At 49.1% G+C, this 17,932-nt stretch carries 17 protein-coding genes; 1 reads left to right on the forward strand and 16 read right to left on the reverse strand.

Annotated elements, in window-relative coordinates:
* Positions 1-11: 11 nt before the first annotated feature.
* The 3 genes from ACFSB2_RS11935 to ACFSB2_RS11945 are packed head-to-tail and all read right to left on the reverse strand — an operon-like array spanning position 12 to position 7,849.
* Positions 12-587, reverse strand: a complete 576-nt coding sequence (locus ACFSB2_RS11935) for a hypothetical protein (RefSeq protein ID WP_377943274.1) — start codon at positions 585-587, stop codon at positions 12-14.
* Positions 587-3,688 (reverse strand): glycoside hydrolase family 78 protein, encoded by a 3,102-nt coding sequence (locus ACFSB2_RS11940; RefSeq protein WP_377943275.1) that lies wholly within the window; start codon positions 3,686-3,688, stop codon positions 587-589. The genes ACFSB2_RS11935 and ACFSB2_RS11940 overlap by 1 nt, the downstream gene beginning before the upstream one ends.
* Positions 3,689-3,691: 3 nt before the next feature.
* Positions 3,692-7,849 carry a tape measure protein gene (locus ACFSB2_RS11945; protein ID WP_377943276.1) on the reverse strand — a complete coding sequence of 1,386 codons (4,158 nt, stop codon included), beginning with the start codon at positions 7,847-7,849 and terminating at the stop codon, positions 3,692-3,694.
* Positions 7,850-7,981: 132 nt separating this feature from the next.
* On the opposite strand from ACFSB2_RS11945, the gene ACFSB2_RS11950 reads away from it, so the two are divergent.
* A complete protein-coding gene (locus tag ACFSB2_RS11950; RefSeq protein ID WP_377943277.1) occupies positions 7,982-8,368 on the forward strand; it encodes a hypothetical protein in 387 nt (128 codons plus the stop codon).
* Positions 8,369-8,567: 199 nt separating this feature from the next.
* On the opposite strand, the gene ACFSB2_RS11955 is transcribed toward ACFSB2_RS11950, so the two are convergent.
* From ACFSB2_RS11955 to ACFSB2_RS12015, 13 genes are read right to left on the reverse strand one after another with little or no spacing between them, the layout of a single operon-like run.
* Entirely contained in the window at positions 8,568-8,888 is a 321-nt protein-coding gene (locus ACFSB2_RS11955) for a hypothetical protein (RefSeq protein ID WP_377943278.1), read from the reverse strand.
* A gap of 57 nt (positions 8,889-8,945) precedes the next feature.
* Positions 8,946-9,512, reverse strand: a complete 567-nt coding sequence (locus tag ACFSB2_RS11960; RefSeq protein ID WP_377943279.1) for a major tail protein — start codon at positions 9,510-9,512, stop codon at positions 8,946-8,948.
* A gap of 2 nt (positions 9,513-9,514) precedes the next feature.
* Positions 9,515-9,874 (reverse strand): tail completion protein gp17, encoded by a 360-nt coding sequence (gene gp17, locus ACFSB2_RS11965; RefSeq protein WP_377943280.1) that lies wholly within the window; start codon positions 9,872-9,874, stop codon positions 9,515-9,517.
* Positions 9,871-10,257, reverse strand: a complete 387-nt coding sequence (locus ACFSB2_RS11970; protein ID WP_377943281.1) for an HK97-gp10 family putative phage morphogenesis protein — start codon at positions 10,255-10,257, stop codon at positions 9,871-9,873. The genes gp17 and ACFSB2_RS11970 overlap by 4 nt, the downstream gene beginning before the upstream one ends.
* A complete protein-coding gene (locus tag ACFSB2_RS11975; RefSeq protein WP_377943282.1) occupies positions 10,254-10,583 on the reverse strand; it encodes a phage head closure protein in 330 nt (109 codons plus the stop codon). The genes ACFSB2_RS11970 and ACFSB2_RS11975 overlap by 4 nt, the downstream gene beginning before the upstream one ends.
* The gene (locus ACFSB2_RS11980; RefSeq protein WP_377943283.1) at positions 10,580-11,155 is read right to left on the reverse strand and encodes a head-tail connector protein; all 576 of its coding nucleotides are present in this window, start codon (positions 11,153-11,155) and stop codon (positions 10,580-10,582) included. Before ACFSB2_RS11980 ends, ACFSB2_RS11975 begins: the two co-directional genes overlap by 4 nt.
* The gene (locus tag ACFSB2_RS11985) at positions 11,121-11,426 is read right to left on the reverse strand and encodes a hypothetical protein (RefSeq protein ID WP_377943284.1); all 306 of its coding nucleotides are present in this window, start codon (positions 11,424-11,426) and stop codon (positions 11,121-11,123) included. Before ACFSB2_RS11985 ends, ACFSB2_RS11980 begins: the two co-directional genes overlap by 35 nt.
* A 20-nt stretch (positions 11,427-11,446) precedes the next feature.
* Entirely contained in the window at positions 11,447-11,842 is a 396-nt protein-coding gene (locus ACFSB2_RS11990) for a hypothetical protein (protein ID WP_377943285.1), read from the reverse strand.
* 28 nt (positions 11,843-11,870) lie between these two features.
* Complete coding sequence (locus ACFSB2_RS11995) at positions 11,871-13,229, reverse strand: phage major capsid protein (RefSeq protein WP_377943286.1); 1,359 nt, start codon at positions 13,227-13,229, stop codon at positions 11,871-11,873.
* On the reverse strand, positions 13,226-14,428 hold the full coding sequence (locus ACFSB2_RS12000) for a head maturation protease, ClpP-related (protein ID WP_377943287.1): 1,203 nt from the start codon (positions 14,426-14,428) through the stop codon (positions 13,226-13,228). The genes ACFSB2_RS11995 and ACFSB2_RS12000 overlap by 4 nt, the downstream gene beginning before the upstream one ends.
* Positions 14,412-15,695, reverse strand: a complete 1,284-nt coding sequence (locus ACFSB2_RS12005; protein WP_377943288.1) for a phage portal protein — start codon at positions 15,693-15,695, stop codon at positions 14,412-14,414. Before ACFSB2_RS12005 ends, ACFSB2_RS12000 begins: the two co-directional genes overlap by 17 nt.
* Positions 15,692-17,383, reverse strand: a complete 1,692-nt coding sequence (locus ACFSB2_RS12010; protein ID WP_377943289.1) for a terminase large subunit — start codon at positions 17,381-17,383, stop codon at positions 15,692-15,694. The genes ACFSB2_RS12005 and ACFSB2_RS12010 overlap by 4 nt, the downstream gene beginning before the upstream one ends.
* Entirely contained in the window at positions 17,380-17,877 is a 498-nt protein-coding gene (locus ACFSB2_RS12015; protein ID WP_377943290.1) for a phage terminase small subunit P27 family, read from the reverse strand. The genes ACFSB2_RS12010 and ACFSB2_RS12015 overlap by 4 nt, the downstream gene beginning before the upstream one ends.
* Between the last annotated feature and the right edge of the window lie 55 nt (positions 17,878-17,932).

The raw sequence follows: 17,932 nt of genomic DNA on the forward strand, positions 1-17,932 counted from the left end.
ATAGACCCTCCTTACATCGGCGCGAGAAACGCGGCAAAGACAAAGGACGTTTGAGCTGTAGCCCCATTTGCATATTCCAACGCGACATATGATCCGTAAAGCATCTCATTAAAGGTGCATATCTCGTTCGCGTTAACCGTGATCACGGTGCCATCTTCCCAACTTGCTCCGTCTTCACAATGTTGTATCGTGAGCGTGCCAGCTTGGTCAGTCATTATGCTTCCGCGCACATAACTGTAGCCCGTGCATTCAACGCCTGACTCGCTCGGAAATTGTGCGGTGTCGCTGGCTGACATGGGGTTCCCGGACAAGCCAACGATTTTCTTTCGGCCAATAGTAGTAATGCTTGTTGGCAAAATTATTTCGATATTCGCAATATCCACAAGTGGATAGCCGTCAGTTGATATCTTTATTGGCAGCCATATGCCAGATGCGGTTTTACCCCAGATTCCAGTATCCTGTCCAACATGTCCACTGCCAAAATCCTCGCCAGTAAGCGGCTCAAACTGGCTCTCATCAGGCACATAATCTTGAGGTAATGGATTTCCCGACCTATCTCTCTTTAAGTCGCTACCCTCTGCAGTCATTAGACCGCCTCCTCATAATCAACCGCATTTACGGTCAACTGTACTTGAGTACCCCATTGTGTCTCTGTCTCGGGCACCGACGACGCAAGGCCGTAAATCTTCCGCCCACGCGCGTCCCGATAGCATAATGTGTTTTGACTGGCGATAAGCGATCTCAACACATCCAAATCACCCCCCGCAGACAAACAGTCAATCGTGACAACAACCTGGTTTGTCTCTTGGCCAGCAACATCCATCACGGGCAGCGTGCGGCCCTCGAATTGCATGGACGTAGACGTATAAGACACCTGCGCAGTGCGGCCCTGCTCCATGAGCTTGAATCGGTGGACGGTGCCCTCGGCGTCCAGCGGGTCATGGAGCCATACACCGGCCAACGTAATACTTGCGGTCGCCGACTCGCTGTCAATGGTTGTCCCGTTGTTTCCCGTGGCGGTCACTTTGTAGTCGTAGCTTTGGCCACTGGCCACGGCATAGTCGGGATAGGTGGAGTTGATTGGCATCCCTGTAGCAATCCGCGTCCATGATGCTGCGCCGCTCTTGCGCCGGTAAATGTCATTTGATGCCACCGTTGGCTCCTTGCCAGTTGGCGCGGGATTGGTGATGATCACCGCGATGTATCCTTGGTATGATTCGGCCTTGATTGTCGGTTGCGCAGGCGCCGTGAATGACGTCGAAAAGGCCACGTCAGCGACCTGGCTTGATAAACCTTTGTTATTTGTGACAGTCACATGGATGTGATAGGACGTGTTGTTGGCAAGCGTATACCTAATCGTGAGTGCTCTGGCCGATTGGCTTTGTACCACTCCGCTATCCCAAAGGACTGTGCCGCTGTCATCGGTCAGTTGCACTTGGTATGTTGCTTGCGGATTATTCCCTGGGTCACTGTATGACCACTGCACCGTCTCACTTGATGCGGCATCCGTTGAGCCAGCAGTCGGAGATGTGATCGAGACATTCGGAGCCGCCGCCGTCGTAAAGGTACTGTATTGGCTGTATGGCCCCTGTGCGCCGTCCTCGTCCCAGGTGCAAACTCGCCATTGATACTGCTTGCCGTTGGTCAGCGTGTTTGCGGCCAGCGCGTAGGATGATGTCGTGCTTGCGACTTTGCCGGTATCAACAACAGTTGACCCGCTCGACACATCGACAATCTGCAACTCAAACGCACTCTGCGTATCGCCCGGATTGGGATCGCTAAACGTCCATGGGAGCGTTTGTGCAGTCGTTGCATCAAAGTTGCTGATGGTGCTTAGGATAGGCGCGTTTGGAGGTCCGTTGAGTGAAATAGAATTGTATTCAAGAGATTCATTTCCTTGCCCGTCCTCGTAGAGGTAGATATATCTGATCGCATCGGACGAATTTGCATTGAACTGCGACCACAATACTTGTATACCTAACCTACCGCTATTTAATGCATAATTTAAAGAAGAATCATTTGTATCAACAGCCGTCCATGATCCTGTGTTGCCAGCAAAAAATAGCAATGAGCCATATTGACTGAATTCATATCCAAAAGCAACATAGATCTGATTCTTGTTCGGATCATATCCCACTGACGGATACCAAAAGATTCCGCTGCTTTGGTACATTCCCACATACTCAATCGGAGACCAAGTTTGGCCGTTATTTGAAGAAACGCTATGCCATATCGCTATATAATTCGTGCCGTTTATTGGGTTAAGGCCATACCAGAAACAATGTAAATTCCCGTTCCCATCGACGATTCCGCACGGGCTGTATTGATATAAAGTTGTAGAACCCTGGTGTACTGCATAGCCAAATGCTTCTCCTGAAGGACTCCAACTGGTCCCGTCCCAAAAATTAACCATTATCGTATAACCAGATGTACCTACGTAATATTGCGAGAACACCGCAACATTGTTGTTTGGGAATATTACGATATTCGGGCATGTCGACGCACCGCCAGCTGAGGTGATAGCTGTTGGAGTACCTGAAGCACCATTCGTGACCGTGTTGACCATAATCTGAAAAACGCCATTACCGTCTTTCTGCGAGACAGCAACCCACACTTTTCCGTTCCCATCGATTGCAATTGAACCGTCTCCATCGGTGAATGACGAGGATGATCCCCAGAACACTTGCACTTCATTATAATTCCCACTCGTCACCGTAGAAGCATCAAACCAATATACATAAGCGGTATTAAAGTCACTCCGGTATACGAACGCATAGACCATTGTTCCCGTTGAAGCAATGCATATATTATTGACATTCGTCGTCGGGAATGACCAACCATTCAATTTACTCCATGTGTTTCCGTCGTCTTTTGATACGTAAAATAAAACAGATTGCATCCCGTCAATCGTAGCGATTACAATCCACCCATTAGAGAGTCTAACGATTTGCCGTCCGCCATTAGCGGAAATGGTGTAACCGCTCGCGACAATCACCGTTGGGTCAATCAGCACTGGATATACCGCATTTTGCAACGTTGTCCAATCCACAAGCATGTACAGGGTGACCGTGTTATTGGACTGGAACACCATCTTATATTGGCCTGCTGTTTCGTTCCCTGCGGCATCTGTCATGACGATATGTGGTATCCGGTAAACCTCGCTGCCATCACTCTTCTTTTTAAATACCAGGTCATCCGACGTGACGAAATCGCTCAAATGCGTAGCTCCATCCGCCCACAGTTCAATATCCGACCAATCTTCTGTCGTCGTTCCGATATCGCCACCGATGGCCAAATACTGCGGTGTGGCTGTGTATCCATCGGGCAGACGAGGCGGCGCGACCATGCGCACGGTATGCTTGAGCTGATTTCCCTGCACAACAAACTCATCGCTGGTCAGCGGAGTGGTGCCCACGTACGTGAGTTGGTTTTGCCACACCTGCGCCTCGGCGTTTGCATTGACCGTAGAGACAGCCGTCAAGTTGCCATCTGTGTCCATGACCTCGACGGTATCTGGCTTCCAAGCAAACTGATATCCATCCTTGATGATTTGTATCGCGTTATCGGTGCCAATCGTGCCGCCAAAGTTAACGTCGAGCGCACCTGTTGAGACGGCCCAGGGATAGGTCGAACCGCTTGGCTGCGCTTTGATCTCGTTGTCGTATGTCGGTTTTGCAATGACAGGCATCCACTATGCCCCCTTTCGCTGTGCGACCTGAAGTTCTCCTGCTGCAGCGTTCCAAACAAATGAGCCAATCACTTGGCTATCCATGATGATGTTAATTGGCTGATTACCCATTCCCCCGCCAGGCATCTGCGCAACAATAGCTGACGCCAGCATGGCCATCGTGCCGTTATCCAATGGGATTGCCGCTTCAGGGTAACGTCCTTCTCCAACGAGCGCTGCGCCGTTAAAAATGCCACCTTTGGCGAGAGCTGGCACCTTAATTGTGGCGACCGCACCAGAGACGGACACTGCACCGGCCCCAATCGCCATTGATGCCGCACTGGCCAACTGCGCCGCCGCCGATTGTACGGCGCCAAGCATGCTGTTTAACCCTGCAACAAGTCCTGATGCAAGGTTGGTGCCGTATTTCTTCCCGATATCCACATACGATTGAATCCAACTATTTAACTCTTTCTGGTTATCTTGATCAGCTTGTATTTGCAGTTGTAGTTGCTGCTCTCCGGTGTCATTGATGGCCTGCAGCCATGCGTCCTGTGCCTGGGCCTGGGTCAGTTGTCCTTGTTGGACTGCACTTTCAAGCGCAGTCTGTAACGCGGCGAACTTGCTCTCTTCAAGCGTGATTTCCTGCTGTTTCTCGTTCTCCAAGTCAGTATATTGCTGGTCAAGAGCAGTCCGTTGGGCCGCTCTTTGCGCGTCATAGGCTGACTGCTGTTGCTGGATGGCTTGCTCCTGGTCTTGGATTGCCCAAGCTTGCTGCTGCTGCTGGATTTGCTCATTGAGAGAGGCGATCTGCTGTGTAACCTGATTGATTGTCGATGTATCGCCCATGAGATTAGCAACGGCCAACTGATGCTGTAGATCCGTCATCTGCGAGTTCCAGTCCGCCTGCTGACTGGCGCGGTCGTCATTCGTCGATTGTTGTTGCAAGGCATTGAGTTGATCTTGGAACTGCTGGTCAGCCGCCTGCGTGACCGCATCAAACTGGTCAAGTGCCTGTTGGTGCGCGGTCTGGATGGCGGTTAGCTCGTTTTGCAAAGCGGTATTGATAGAGCTGATATCTTGATTGGATATTGACTCAAACGCAGATGCCGCTGCCTGCCAAGATTGTTGCTGGATTTGCGCCAGCGCATCCTTGGTGTTGTATAGGGATGTGTTCAGATCATCGATCTTGGATTTAATCTGCGTGATCAAGTCGCCCTGCGTCTTAGGATTGAGCTTGTCCATTTCTGCGGTCAGACTCTTAATCGATGACTGGATGGATTTGATTTCTTTGTTGTATTGATCCGATATCTGCTTCGTAGCGTTCGCCGTGCTCTGGCCAGAGTCTTGGAGATACTGGATCTGCGCTTGCAGCGTGCTGACTGCGTTCTGCATCGGCGTCAGATTTGAGTCAGCTGCATTGATTAGGCTGGTGACCTTTGTGGCCGCCTGATCCGCGGTCGTGTTTAACTTCGTCAGGGCATCGCGGTCATTCCACCAGGTGGTCGCCAACTGCGAATATTGATCCTTGAGTTGAGCGATGTCGTCAGCCTGTGTTTTGGGGTTGAGCTTTTTGATCTCCGCATTGACCGAGGCCATGGCGCTCTGTAACCCGGTCATTTGTTTTTTGTAGGCTTCAGCAAGCTGGACATTGGCCTGATTGACCGCTGATGTGTTGCCCTGGTCCGTCCTAAACTGGATGCGCGCCTGCAGCTGGTCAATGGTCTGTTGTAATGGCGCCAGCTTGTTATTGAGGCCATCCATATAGGACTGCACAATATCCTCTGCTGCCTGCGTGGCTGACTTTTTGGCAGAGGATACCGAGGATCCTGTTCCGGATGTAATGGCATTTCGGAGCGCCGTATCAGTGGCTGATACAGTATCCGTTACAGTTTGTTTCGCGGCTGTTTGAACCACAACAGGCGCTTGGGGACCATTATGCGCATGCATGACAGGTACGCCGTCTGCACCTTCCGTAAATCCACTTGGCATCTCCGCTGCCGCCTGCGCCGCCGAACTAAATGATGCGGCCACGTTCTGACCGGCGACTGCAAGATTCTCCGCCGCCCCAATACTTTGATTTAACGCATCAGTCAGCCGCGCGACAGAATTCTTTCGAGCATCATCAATCGATGATTCGACGTTTTTAAATCCAGACTCAAAACCCGGAGCAATCTTGCCAATAATCCCGATTACTGGCTGGACCATCTTCATGATGTCTTCAAGGATGGCAAGGACACCTGCTTCAAGCCCATCAAATTCAGTTTCGATGCCTTTGACCAAAAGAACAAAATAGCTTTTGATTACATTGACGACAGCTTCTGTTTTTTCTTGAATACCGCCCCAATCCGATGTCCACGCCTTACGTAAAAGTGCAATTGCGGTCACCAATGCCCCGATGGCTACTGCCATAACACCAAGAGGGTTTGCACCCATCACCAGATCCAGCGTTTCAAACACCACGATGAGCTTATTTAAAGCTGCAATGGCTGACTCAACAGTCGTTGCAATGGCAAAGGCTGCGAATCCTGCTGCAATTCCCTCTAGGATTGCTTTTATTTCGGGACCATCTTGTTCGACAAAAGAGAATATCGACTTAATCCCATCAGCAAATTCATCCACTGTATCAACAACAGAAGCTGGAAGGATGGTTTTAAACGCAGCACTCGTCCCTGCCTGTTCAAGTGTTTGGCGAAACGTATTCATTTTGCTGTTTACTTCGGGCAATGCCGTATTTGTCAGCCAATTAAATTCTGGCTGCATGATGTCGCCAAATGTGCGCTTAAATGAGTCCCCGAGGTTACCCATCTCCGATGTAAAACTACTGTTCATTTTCTGCAACATATCAGGATATTTTGCTTCCATGTCAGCAATCAAAGCATCTGATGCCTGTTTACCGGGGATTAGACCCTTTTGAACCATATCGCGCAATTCAGGGATGGACTTTCCGATTGATTGAGCAAGCATGTCCCAAGCCGGGATACCCGCTTCCGTGAGTTGGTCCAAGTCTTGAGCATCTGCGGTGCCGTGGGTGCGTAATTGACCGAGAGCAAGAGAGAGCCGTTGTATTCCATCAGTTTGCAGACCGAGGGCAGCCGCAGCATCCCCTATGGCTTTCATGTCCGGTAAGATTTGTTGCGCATCAAAACCCATCGCTAGCATTTGCGTTGCTGATTGCTCAACGCCAGTAAGATCAAACGGTGTGCTTTGGGCAAAATCGGCCAATTGATTCAGCATTTCTTTAGCCTTACTCGCAGATCCCAACAAATTCGTAAAGGCTATTTCTTGATTTTGCATTTGCGAATCGAATTGAATGCCCGCACTGATTACATTTTCAAGCCCTTGCTTCACTAAATTGAGACCTTCATAGACTGCACTAAAAACTAATGCCGATTTGATTGTCTCTCCAAGTGTGCTAAATATCCCATTTGATTCGTGCGCTTGATTGCTTGATTCCTTCATACCGCTGTTAAAGGATGATAAATCCTTATTCGCCCTTTGGAGTTCTGTTTCCATGTTGAGCAATGCAGTTTTTGCGTCATTCACTTTAACAGCGAGATTTTGTGTTGTATCAGCATTTTCACCGAGCGTTTCAGCGGACTTTTGATAGGTTTGCTGTAATTCGTCAACGATCTGCCGTTGTGTGGAAATCTGATCAGTCAGGGACTTAATCTTCGTCTCTAATATTTGGCCCGCATTGGCCATATCCCCAAATTCTGCAATAGACAGTTTGTATGCACTTTGAGCAACACCTAACTGCCTTTGTAGTCCAGCCAGCGTGTTGTTTAAGTCATCAACACCGACACTCTGTTCCTTCAAAGCGCTATTTGTTGAATCCAATCGCTGCTGCATGGTGAACAAGGCAGCTTGTGCCAGATTGACCTTCCTCGTTAAAAGGTCGGTTTGTTTAGACCCTTCGCCACTTTGTTCCGCACTTTTCGCCAATGATTTTTGCAGAGAATCGACTTTGGCCGCCTGAAGATCAATCTGTTTGCTTAATGAAGCCGCCTGTGCGCCTAATTTATCGGTCGCTGAACCAAAGGCACCAAATTGAGCCGTGCTTAGTTTCAATTCGCTCTGTATAATCTTCAGTTGCCGATTGATTCCATCAATGCCATCCTGAAAACCAAGGCTGTCCATTGTAAGCGTGGCGACTAGTTTTCCAACCTCTTCATCGGCCATATCGATCACTTCCCTTCAAAACAAAAAAGCCGTCTGAATAGGCGACTCATCTATGTAAAAACGGAATTATTTTGCATATACTAAAAAGAGATAGGGGGAGATAATATAAAAAATAAAAATGGAATCATAGGTATGCTCGTGGCCTTGGTAATCGTGATTATCTTTATTTCTACCCATCACAGTGATTCGCCAACTGTGGCAACTACAAATTCAAGCACAAATGTAGTTGTGGCACAAACTAACTCCGACAAAGAAAATGAACAAAAAACACAAAAGCTTCTGGATGATAACTTTAAATCGACATCATGGTATGGACTCATAAAAAAAATTGAATTTCACGGCGACTCTGTAGATGTGTATACATCAATTTATCCAGATAAAGAAGGAAGAGCCGCCGCAAAACAATTAGGCGATATTTTATTTGGCAATATCACCGCTGAAGTAACCAAAATATCCAGCCTGACCATTGACTGCAACAATGGAGGAAATATCGATCCGGTCTATACGAGACGTAGTTAAAACAGAATCTGATCAATCGGCACCAAAGATTCTTTTTCCTTCTTTGTTGGCGAAAGTATCTTGCTATGCACCTTCAAAAGTTCGTCCATCTTCCTTGGAGTCGACTTCCAAAATGTTTCCTCGTCCATTTTCAGAACCACAGTTCCGGCATAATACAATTGCGGCCAGTCCCACGCCCCATCTTCTGGTGTAGACTGGCTTACTTGTTTTTTGAGTCATCTTCCTTTGGCAGTGAATCCATTATTGCTTGCATCAGTGGCTCCGAAATGTGCGCCAAATCCGCAGGACTGACCATGGCGCCGACCTGATGTTCCGTTAAGTTCTCATCCTCATGTTGCAATCCGGCCCACAGCAAAAAACGTGTAGCCTTAAACTGTTGCTTATTAAGCAAGTCCAATGCCGCCTGCACGGTACCAAATTTCTCTTCAAGTTCGGCGTAAGCGTTCATATCAAACTTGAGATTGCGCTTTTTGTCCAATTCCACAGGTATGGGCTTTAACTTGACATCTGATGCTGGCATTCATATCCCTCCAATATGTAAATAGGAGAGCCTTTTTGGCCCTCCTGCTATTAGTGATTAACTTGCGGCTGTCGTATCGCCGTATACCTTGTTAAAAAATGTTGCCCCACCTGTAAATGCTGCGCTATCCTCGTCACCAATGGCCTGATATGCTTTATCAGCATCCCGGCGCACAAAGGTAAAGTCAATGGTCGAGGTACCAAAAGTCGTCTTGTCGGCTTTCGAGGCATAATCCCCTTCAGGCACTTGTGCCCGGCCTTTCAGCAACCACACATAAAGGTCTTTCCCCGAACTTTTTTGCGATATGAAACCAATTGCTACATATGGCGGCACATCTTTTGTTGAACGCACCAGAATACCGTTCTCGTCTACCGTATGACCGAGCAATGCTGCCTGGTCAGTAGGAGGAACATCAGAAAGCTCAATGCTTACATCAATCTCGCCTACCGTTGATGCCGTTTCTGCCGGTCCATCGTCGGCATAAAGCACATCCGCACTCGTTTTTGGTTGGATCTTTGCGGATGCAATATTGATGATCGGTGTAATCGTGTCATATGTGATGCCGGTGTCGTCATCCGTCTTGAGTACGGCATAGACAAATCCCCTTAAACCTACGACTGCCATTTCTATCCCTCCGTTTGCGTGCGGTATCGTAAAGCCTTGTGAAACACGTTCGTATCGTCTTCGTATATGTCAGTCGAATACGTGCGAATGAACCCGTTCTCCTGCATTACCCTGTCCACTTCAAGGGCAATCGGATTCGGGTTTCCTTTGTGCCACACATCAATCTGATATTTGATCTCACTCTCCAACTCTGTATCATCCGCAAAGTTGGATCCGTAATTGTTCAACTCGAAAAAGGTGATGCGTGGATATTCATCCGCATTCGGTGCCCGAATCAGATAAACACGCTCACCGCCAAGCAAGCCAGTGAGCGTCGCATCATTGCACAAGATGCTTGATACTGTTGACGATAGATTGATCAATCCAACGCCCCCCGCATCACATCGGCCATCTTTTCAAACGCTTCGCCGCGTTCATCATCGATAGCTGGCTGGATAAACGGTTTTGCCGTCATCTTCGAGGTGCCAAATTCCAAAAACTTCGCGCGCCATGCTGTTTTTGCCGATGGTCCGATGGAAATGGATTTGATGCCATCCTGATTCGTTTGCACGCGCCCAATCGTGATGTCGTCTCTCACGTGGACTTCATTCCGGCTACTGACATTGACATTTTCCCGCATCGCGTCTGCAATCGGTTCGGCGCCAGCGCGCAATGCTTGGTTTAGCGCTGTGTTGCCCTTGCGACCCATCTGCTGCAGGCGCGCAACAAAGTCCTCAAAGCCCGTTACATCAAAACTTGCGCTCATCCTGTCATCACCGCCTTACACATGAGTGTTAAAAACCGTCGTGTCCCGTCCTCATCAAGGGGATCAATCACCTCGTTGACTTGTCCATCCACCATGACACGCCATGACGAGTCAACATCTGATCGATAGCGGATTGTGACTTTTTTATCCGTCTCCGCATTAACCGCAGCCGCTGAAAAATACTCTTTTCCGCTGACACTGACTATGGATGCCCACACGGTCGCAACATCAACCCAAGCAATGTTCACCATGCCATCCTCATCGCGCGTTTGTTGTTGGCTCTGCAACGTCACCCTGCGCCGTAAATCGCCGATTCGTGTCATCATAGCGGGATCACCCGGTCTGGTGATAAGAGCGCGGTAACGGCAAACTCGATTTCTTTGCTCGCCGTGCCGGTCAAAACCGCCTCCCGATGCTCATACCAGTGCCCAATCAGCATCGTCATCGCCTGTTTGACCACCGCTGGCACCGCATCAACATCGCCATAGCCAGCCGTAAACCGGATTTTTACACCACTCATGGGCTGCAATGTCACTCGCGGCGGAAAGATGCCGTATGCAAGCCCTATGCGCCCAGGCTCCGAGTCCATATCCACGATGTAATTGGACACGTCCCACAAGGTGGATACGGCATCTTTGTCGATGTAGGTAAATGACTCAACGGATTGTAGTGGTGGCCGTGGTAGCGATAGCGGAAAGCGCGGAAAATGGTCAAGCGTTAGGTCAAACGTTTGAGTGAGATAGGCACGATTTTGGAAAGTTTCGCAGTACGTCCGCGCGGCCGTAATGAGCGACGTGATAAATGTGTCCTCGTCGTCTCCGTCCACTCTCAGATAAGTTTTGACATCATCAAGCCCCAGCGGTTCATTGGCCGGTGCCGTCACCTGTTTTAGCGCCATCACCATCACCCGCCTCTATGTTGGCAAGCGCGGCTATGGCGGCCTCTTTACCCTTGACTTTTTCGCCGTTGGGTAACAGATAAACTCCGCCGCCAAGGTGCTTAATCTCCAAATCGCCAGTATCGTCATCAGATACAGGATCGGCACCGATAACACCCGCCTTTTGCAACGCCTTGGCACGCTCGTCGTCTGCCTCGATGGTTGAGCCTTTGCAGACCAGTTTTCCAGTTTCCTTGTCCCGAAAATCGGCAATAACTGTATAGGTATCCATAGTTTCACCGCCTCGCTGGCTTATTCGGATGCCGTTCCGTATCGACCGTCACCGCGCAATAGCAACGCAGCTCCGTAAATCGGGCTGTCTGCCGTAGATACGATCTGCACGGCGACGCACGTAAAGCCATCGTCCAGGTCGGACGCAAAGGCTTCCACAGTCGCAGACACCGCCGCACCCGCGCCATTGACTGTGACCGCATCACCCAAAACCTTGGCGCCGGTGCCCTGATCGTCTGTGGCCTGCATCAATTGGATGGTTGTCGTCTTACCTTCGGCTATCGATGCCACATTGGACACCGCCAGAACACGGCGGTAGTTGGCCATCGAGAAATAGGCGCTGGTCTTGGTGGCGCTGATGTCTGCGGGCGCAAAAGCTTGGTCAATCTTGACCGTCTCACTGATTAACTTACTCAATCAAAAAACCTCCTTGTGGTTGAGAGAATTAGGCGCTCGGAACGTCGAGAAGAACATATGGAGACACTTTTGTCGCACCATCCGCAAGCGTAAGCGGAGCGGTTAACCATGGCTGTCCATCCACATTCCAAGTGACTTTGATCACCGTCTTAGATTGCGCGAATTTCACATGCTGGGATGTCTCAACAAACGGGCCAGAACCATCCTTGACCAGGTAGGCGCTGAAATCTATCAGCATCAAATCACCTTTATTGCCGATTGTGGATGTCTTGCCGGTGAAGATGATCGGAATACCAGCCAAGGTGGCAGGGATTGCGCGTGTTGCGTCTCCTTGAATATAGATGTAGTTCCCAGCCTCATCTTTCAGCGTCGCGATTTGCGCCATGATGGACTGACTCGCAATCCATACGGCCTTGGAACGGGATGCCGGGTATAAACCCTGCAGCATCATGATCGTGTCCATATAAGAGATGGAGTTGGCAGTCTGTCGCGGAACTGAAATCGCGCCTTTTGCATTCACTACCCCGAGTGGTTTTCCAACGCCAGATCCATTCAAAAATGCAATGTCTTCTGCTTCAGCAATCGCACCTTGCATGAGATTAGTCGCAAAAGAAGAAAAAGCATCCCAGTTACGCAGGAGTTTGTTTGTAACCGTCATTTGTGCATTTACTTCCTGTGGCAAAAGTTCGATCTCACCAAATTTTGCATCCGTATCTTCGGCACCTTCGCCTTCTGATACCCAATTAACCTGGACACCACCATATACGCCATTCGACCCTTGGCTTAGCGCAGGCATCGTGACTTTTCCATCAGGCGGATCCCCCGCAGCAATCTCCATGGCACGCGAACGAACGATATAAGACTCCGGATCCAACTTTTGAATTGTGGGATCAAAACGACCAGGAACCATGATGCCACCATCGGAGCCGGTGCCGACAGAAAATTCATTTCGATATTGAGGCATAAACGACGCATGAAATGCCTCTGGAACGGGGATCCCATTTGAGTGTTGCGCATCTTTCGTCAATGCTTCAATTCTACCTTTGCTATCCCCGAAACGAACGGCATCCAAGAATTCGCCAAGATTCTTGAAGCCGCCGTTATCCAACTTTTTCGCCTGTGTTTCGAGGGATGAGGGACGGAATGGCGTATTCAAAGGTTTTTCCAACTCATTCTCCCGTGCGGCCACTTTCTGTTCGCGCTCAATTTTGGCACGCTCTGCCTTGATATCCGCGTCTAGACCCTCGATTTCTGTGTCCAATGCATCAAAAGCAGACACTTCCTCGGTTGTCAGGTCACGTTCCTCTTCTTTTGCTTTATCCAAAAATGCACGTTGTTTTTGGATTGCTTCAGCGCGATTTTCCAGCAAATCTTGCAATTTATTCACGGGGCCAACCTCTTTTCATTGTTTTTTAAGCGTCTTTCGTAAAGATCAATAAGATTTGGCTTGTCTGTGTGGCTATCTGCATTGCCAGCAATGATGAGATCCGCATTGCCTCGTGTGCGAGGAATCAGTTTGTCGTCAAACTTTGGTGTCGGGCGATCTTTTTCCGGCACACCTTTTTTGTCGTAATATTTCATCGCATGGTCCCATGCTTGCTGCTTGGCTTCCTTGGAAATGTTCACTCCCTCGCGTGCGCCATTGAGATAGGCCACACGGGATGTCAGTTGCCGCCAATAAACAGTCAGCTTGCCATTGCGACGACGGGCAATCTTGAGTTTATACGCATCCTCTTCAGTCGGCGGATCCCCACCATAATCAGCGCCAGGCGCATAAGCAAGATGTGCCTTTTTCATTGCATCCCAATCTTCCCCGTTCGCACCTAGGATCTCTTTGATGATCTCGGCATCACTGATACCATCAGGATTAAAATCCTCGTCCACAATAGGCAGATCCGCGAATGGCGTGCCTTTAAAGTCATCAGGACTGATGTCTGCCAAAATAGGAGGGTGACGATAGTTGGATAGGTCCATCTCAAGGCCATTCATCATCAATTTTCCGCCGCGCATGGACGCTGCAACCTCTTTGGACTGTTCGATTTGGTCAGCAAATCCCTTGGCCACGGCTTCATCAGCCGTAAGCCATGTCTCTGCCTCCAGCAATGCAATAATCTCATCGTCTGAGAGGCTGGTTTTGTTTTGATATGCAGCAATCAGACTCACACGGATCTGATCTAAATCATCGGCCAACTTGCGAAAATCAGCAGAATTACCCATCGCAAACGTCCATGGATTATGGACCATGATCATTGCGTTCCGGGGCATTGTGACTATATCACCGGCCATCGCAATCACAGAGGCGATACTAGCGGCCAATCCATCAATGTGGACGTGGACCTGCGCTGGATTACGCTGCAACATGGAGTGGATGGCTTGTCCTGCAAACACGTCTCCGCCAGGACTATTGATGTAGACATCGATCACTGGCACATTCCCGAGTGCAGCCAATTCTTGTTGGAACTGCTGCGGAGTGACTTCATCGCCCCACCATGACACGCTGTCTATGGGGCCATACAAATACAATTGGCCATTGCCGGTTTGAGCGTCGTTTCGCATATCCCAAAACTTTTTACGGTTTTTCGGCATTCTGTTCACCTCCTCCGCCAGTTGGTTGTTGTTTGGGACTAGCGGCAGCTGCATTATCAACGGAAATCATGTTTCCGTTAACGAGCAATGCATCGGCACCTGGCTCACTACGTGAATTCATTTCCTCCAACTTGCGCCAGTCATTCGCACTGATTACGCCGTTTTGGCGTTGCACCGCAAGCCCTTGCTGGCGGCTTAAATAGTCACCGCGAAGCAATCCCTCAACGTTAAATTTGGCGTAATATCCTTGCTGACGGTCTTTTGCAGATAGCAACTTCATGCTGATACGCTTTTCCCACTTCACGAGATATGGGAGCATCGTGTATTTCACAAACTCAAGCGACTGTTGCTCAATATTGTTGTTCGTACTGCGGTCAAGATTCGCAATCATGTGAGGCGGCACACGAAAAAGGCCACAGATGTCGTCACGGTTCATCTGCCTCGACTCGACAAACTGCGCATCTGTCAACGGCATCGGAATGCGGTTAAATTTCGCACCGTTTTCAAGGATTAATGGCTTCCACGAGTTATGCATGCCTGCTCCGCGTTCTTCCAAGTCATTTTTAAAACGCTCGAAGGCCGTATCACTCATTTCGCTCTGAACCTCAACAACGCCACCCATATTCATCCCTTGGCCGTAAAACCTTGCTGCGAATTCCTCTGCAGCAATCCCCAAACCGATCGATTCAGCAGTCATCCGAATAGGTGAATACCCCATGATGCCATCAAAGCCCAAACCAGGGACGTGAAATACCTTTTCAGCCGGATAAATCAGCGATTGTCCCCGATCCGTGATCCTGTATTTGATTTTCATGTCAGCTGGGTCACGAAAAGGTTGGCAGTGCGTCCATGGCACTGGGTAGATGTCGACTACATTCCCTCGGCCATTAAGCGTAATGACCGAATAGCAATTCCCAGACAACACTAATTGCCCCATCTGCGTCTCGCGCCATGTGGCTGTATCCATCTCGTCATTTGGTTGGTCATAAAGTAGTTCATAAAGTGGATGGTCAGGAACGACATCGGCGTTTCCACCAGTCGGTGATTTGTAGACAAAGAGTGGTAGGGATGCAAGCGTCTCGGCCAGGACTCGAACACAACTATAAACAGTGATGAACCGCATTGCCGTTTCCTCGGTGACGTGGACACCAGAGTGCACATGGCCGAAAATAGAGCGCTCCATTCGCGTATATAACTCATCCGGCGTATATGCCCCACTGGCAGCAACCTTTAGAGCCAAATTTGTGATGAATTTCGGTAACTTCACAATTTCCTCAACCCCCTTCGCTCATATACCGATTCAGATTTATCAATGGCCATCGCTCGCGCATGTGCGTTTATCAGCGCTGCAGCCGGGTCAATGCGATCCGTGGATTTTTCCTTGTCGAGCATGATGTTTTCATTGTGATCAATCTTCTCGACCGCGTTACCCATGGCCCAAGTCAGGACGGGATTTTTGTCGTGAACGATATTTCCAGCCAGCACTTCTTCACGGAAGTTTTTTGTGGGTTCTGAAAGCGTCCGCGTTCCTTGTCGTATCTCTACTGCCGTGTATCCATCCGACTCCAAATCCTGTGCAAATTGAGTGGCGGCATATGGGTCATAGCAGATTTCTTTAATCCGCCATCCATGCTCTTTCGCCTCGCGTTCGATGTAAGATCGGATGAACCGATAATCGACCACCGCGCCAGGTGTTGCTGTTATCCATCCGTCTTTTACCCATAAGTCATAGGGCACCTTGTCTGTTTGTCGCTTCTCTGCCAGCGTATCCTCTGGTAAAAACGAGTGGCTTTTTACCGCAAATCGACCATCCGGCAATGGGAATTCAAAAGAGGTGCTGGTTAAGTCGATTTTTTTTGACAAATCGACACCGACATAACAGTCAACACCGTGCAAATCAGGCATCTCGTCCGCTCCGCAGGCGCGCCACTTGTCCATTGGCATATAGCCGTTCTCTCGCATGTCCACCCATTTGTTCATGTTCTTGGTCAAAAAGCTGCGCATTTTCTCAGGGACATCCAGTGCAGCCCTTAGACCACTGCGCAACGCGTCTAAACCCTGCTCATAAGTGGACACAATCGGATTTGCTTTTACCCATACCGACTCATCGTTGATGTCATCATCCGGGTCCAACTCGCAGATCAGGACAAAATACTCGTCGTTTTCAATCGGCGAGTTCTCATCGATGATGTTTGATACATATTGGTATTCAGTAAAACATGGCCTGGATAAGTCAAATCCTGCGGTCGTGATGATGACAATGAGTGGATTTTGCCGGGCAACCATGCCGGAAATGAGCACATCATAAATTTCGCTCGTCTCATGGACGTGATATTCATCGATGACAGCAATACTCGGGTTTTTACCATCGCCGGTCTTGCGTGATTCCTTGGACAGAGGTTGGATAACAGATCCGCTTTTCAAATGCGTAATGCGGCCATAACTGTCCGTGTACTTCCCTTTGAGCAAATCGCAGGCACGGATCTGACTGGCAATCTCGTTGTAGACGATGCTGGACTGTTCGCGCCCCCAACCGGCAATGTAACATTCCTCTTGTTCTCCGCTAAGAAAAGCTAAATATGAGGTGATGAGGGCCAAAAGCTGTGATTTAGCATTTTTGCGTGCCAGTTGAATGTACGCCCGACGAAATCGACGAGCACCTGATACCTTGTGCTTCCAGCAAAATATGTTCGCCGCAACAAACAGCTGAAAATCGGTCAGCTTAATTTGCTGCCCGGCCAGGACGCCCTTTGTATGCTTAAACATCGACGCCCACTTATCAAATGCATAAAGCTCGTCGACATCAAAATCAAAGGGATAATCGTCGTCGGCCAATCGCTCAATGTCTTTTAAAAATCTACGGCAAGCTGCGATATGTTTTTTGCATGCGACAACACGGCCATCTACAACTGACTGTGCGTAACCGACGATACGCTGGACTAGATTTTCACTCACACCTTACCACCAAAGAGTTTTTCCTCTTCAGTAAGTTCCTTTACTTCTTCCTTTTTCGGCAGTGCCAACCTACAGCGCGACGATATGGTCAGGCCAAGGTCACTCGCTGCTTGACGACACTGCTTAAAAAGCTTGTCTTGCGATTGGAGCAAATTCGCATACACGTTATTGGCAGAAATCAGCGTCCCATCATTGCGACGTATCATGGGATCAACCTCAAGTAGTTCTTGCGTGACGCGCAAATACATTTTCTGCGCCAAAACAAAACGGGCCAATGCATCCACATCGAGATTAGACATAATACCAATCTCTACGAGTTGCTTGGCCAATTTGTTGAATTCCTTTTTGCACTCCTTGTCTAAATACGAGGGCGCCTTAACTTTATCTGCTGGCGCGCGTATCTCGCATGATTTACGCTCTTCGACTTCAGATTTTGTCAGGTGCTTTTTGCCTTTGATCAGCAATAAATCAATCGGTTGGCGCTGCCCTGCCATAAAAACCTTCCTTTCTGAAAAATCCCGTGGGGAATTTTGTGCGCCCCGTTGGCCC

Source organism: Alicyclobacillus fodiniaquatilis (assembly GCF_042678105.1).
Lineage (GTDB): Bacteria > Bacillota > Bacilli > Alicyclobacillales > Alicyclobacillaceae > Alicyclobacillus > Alicyclobacillus fodiniaquatilis.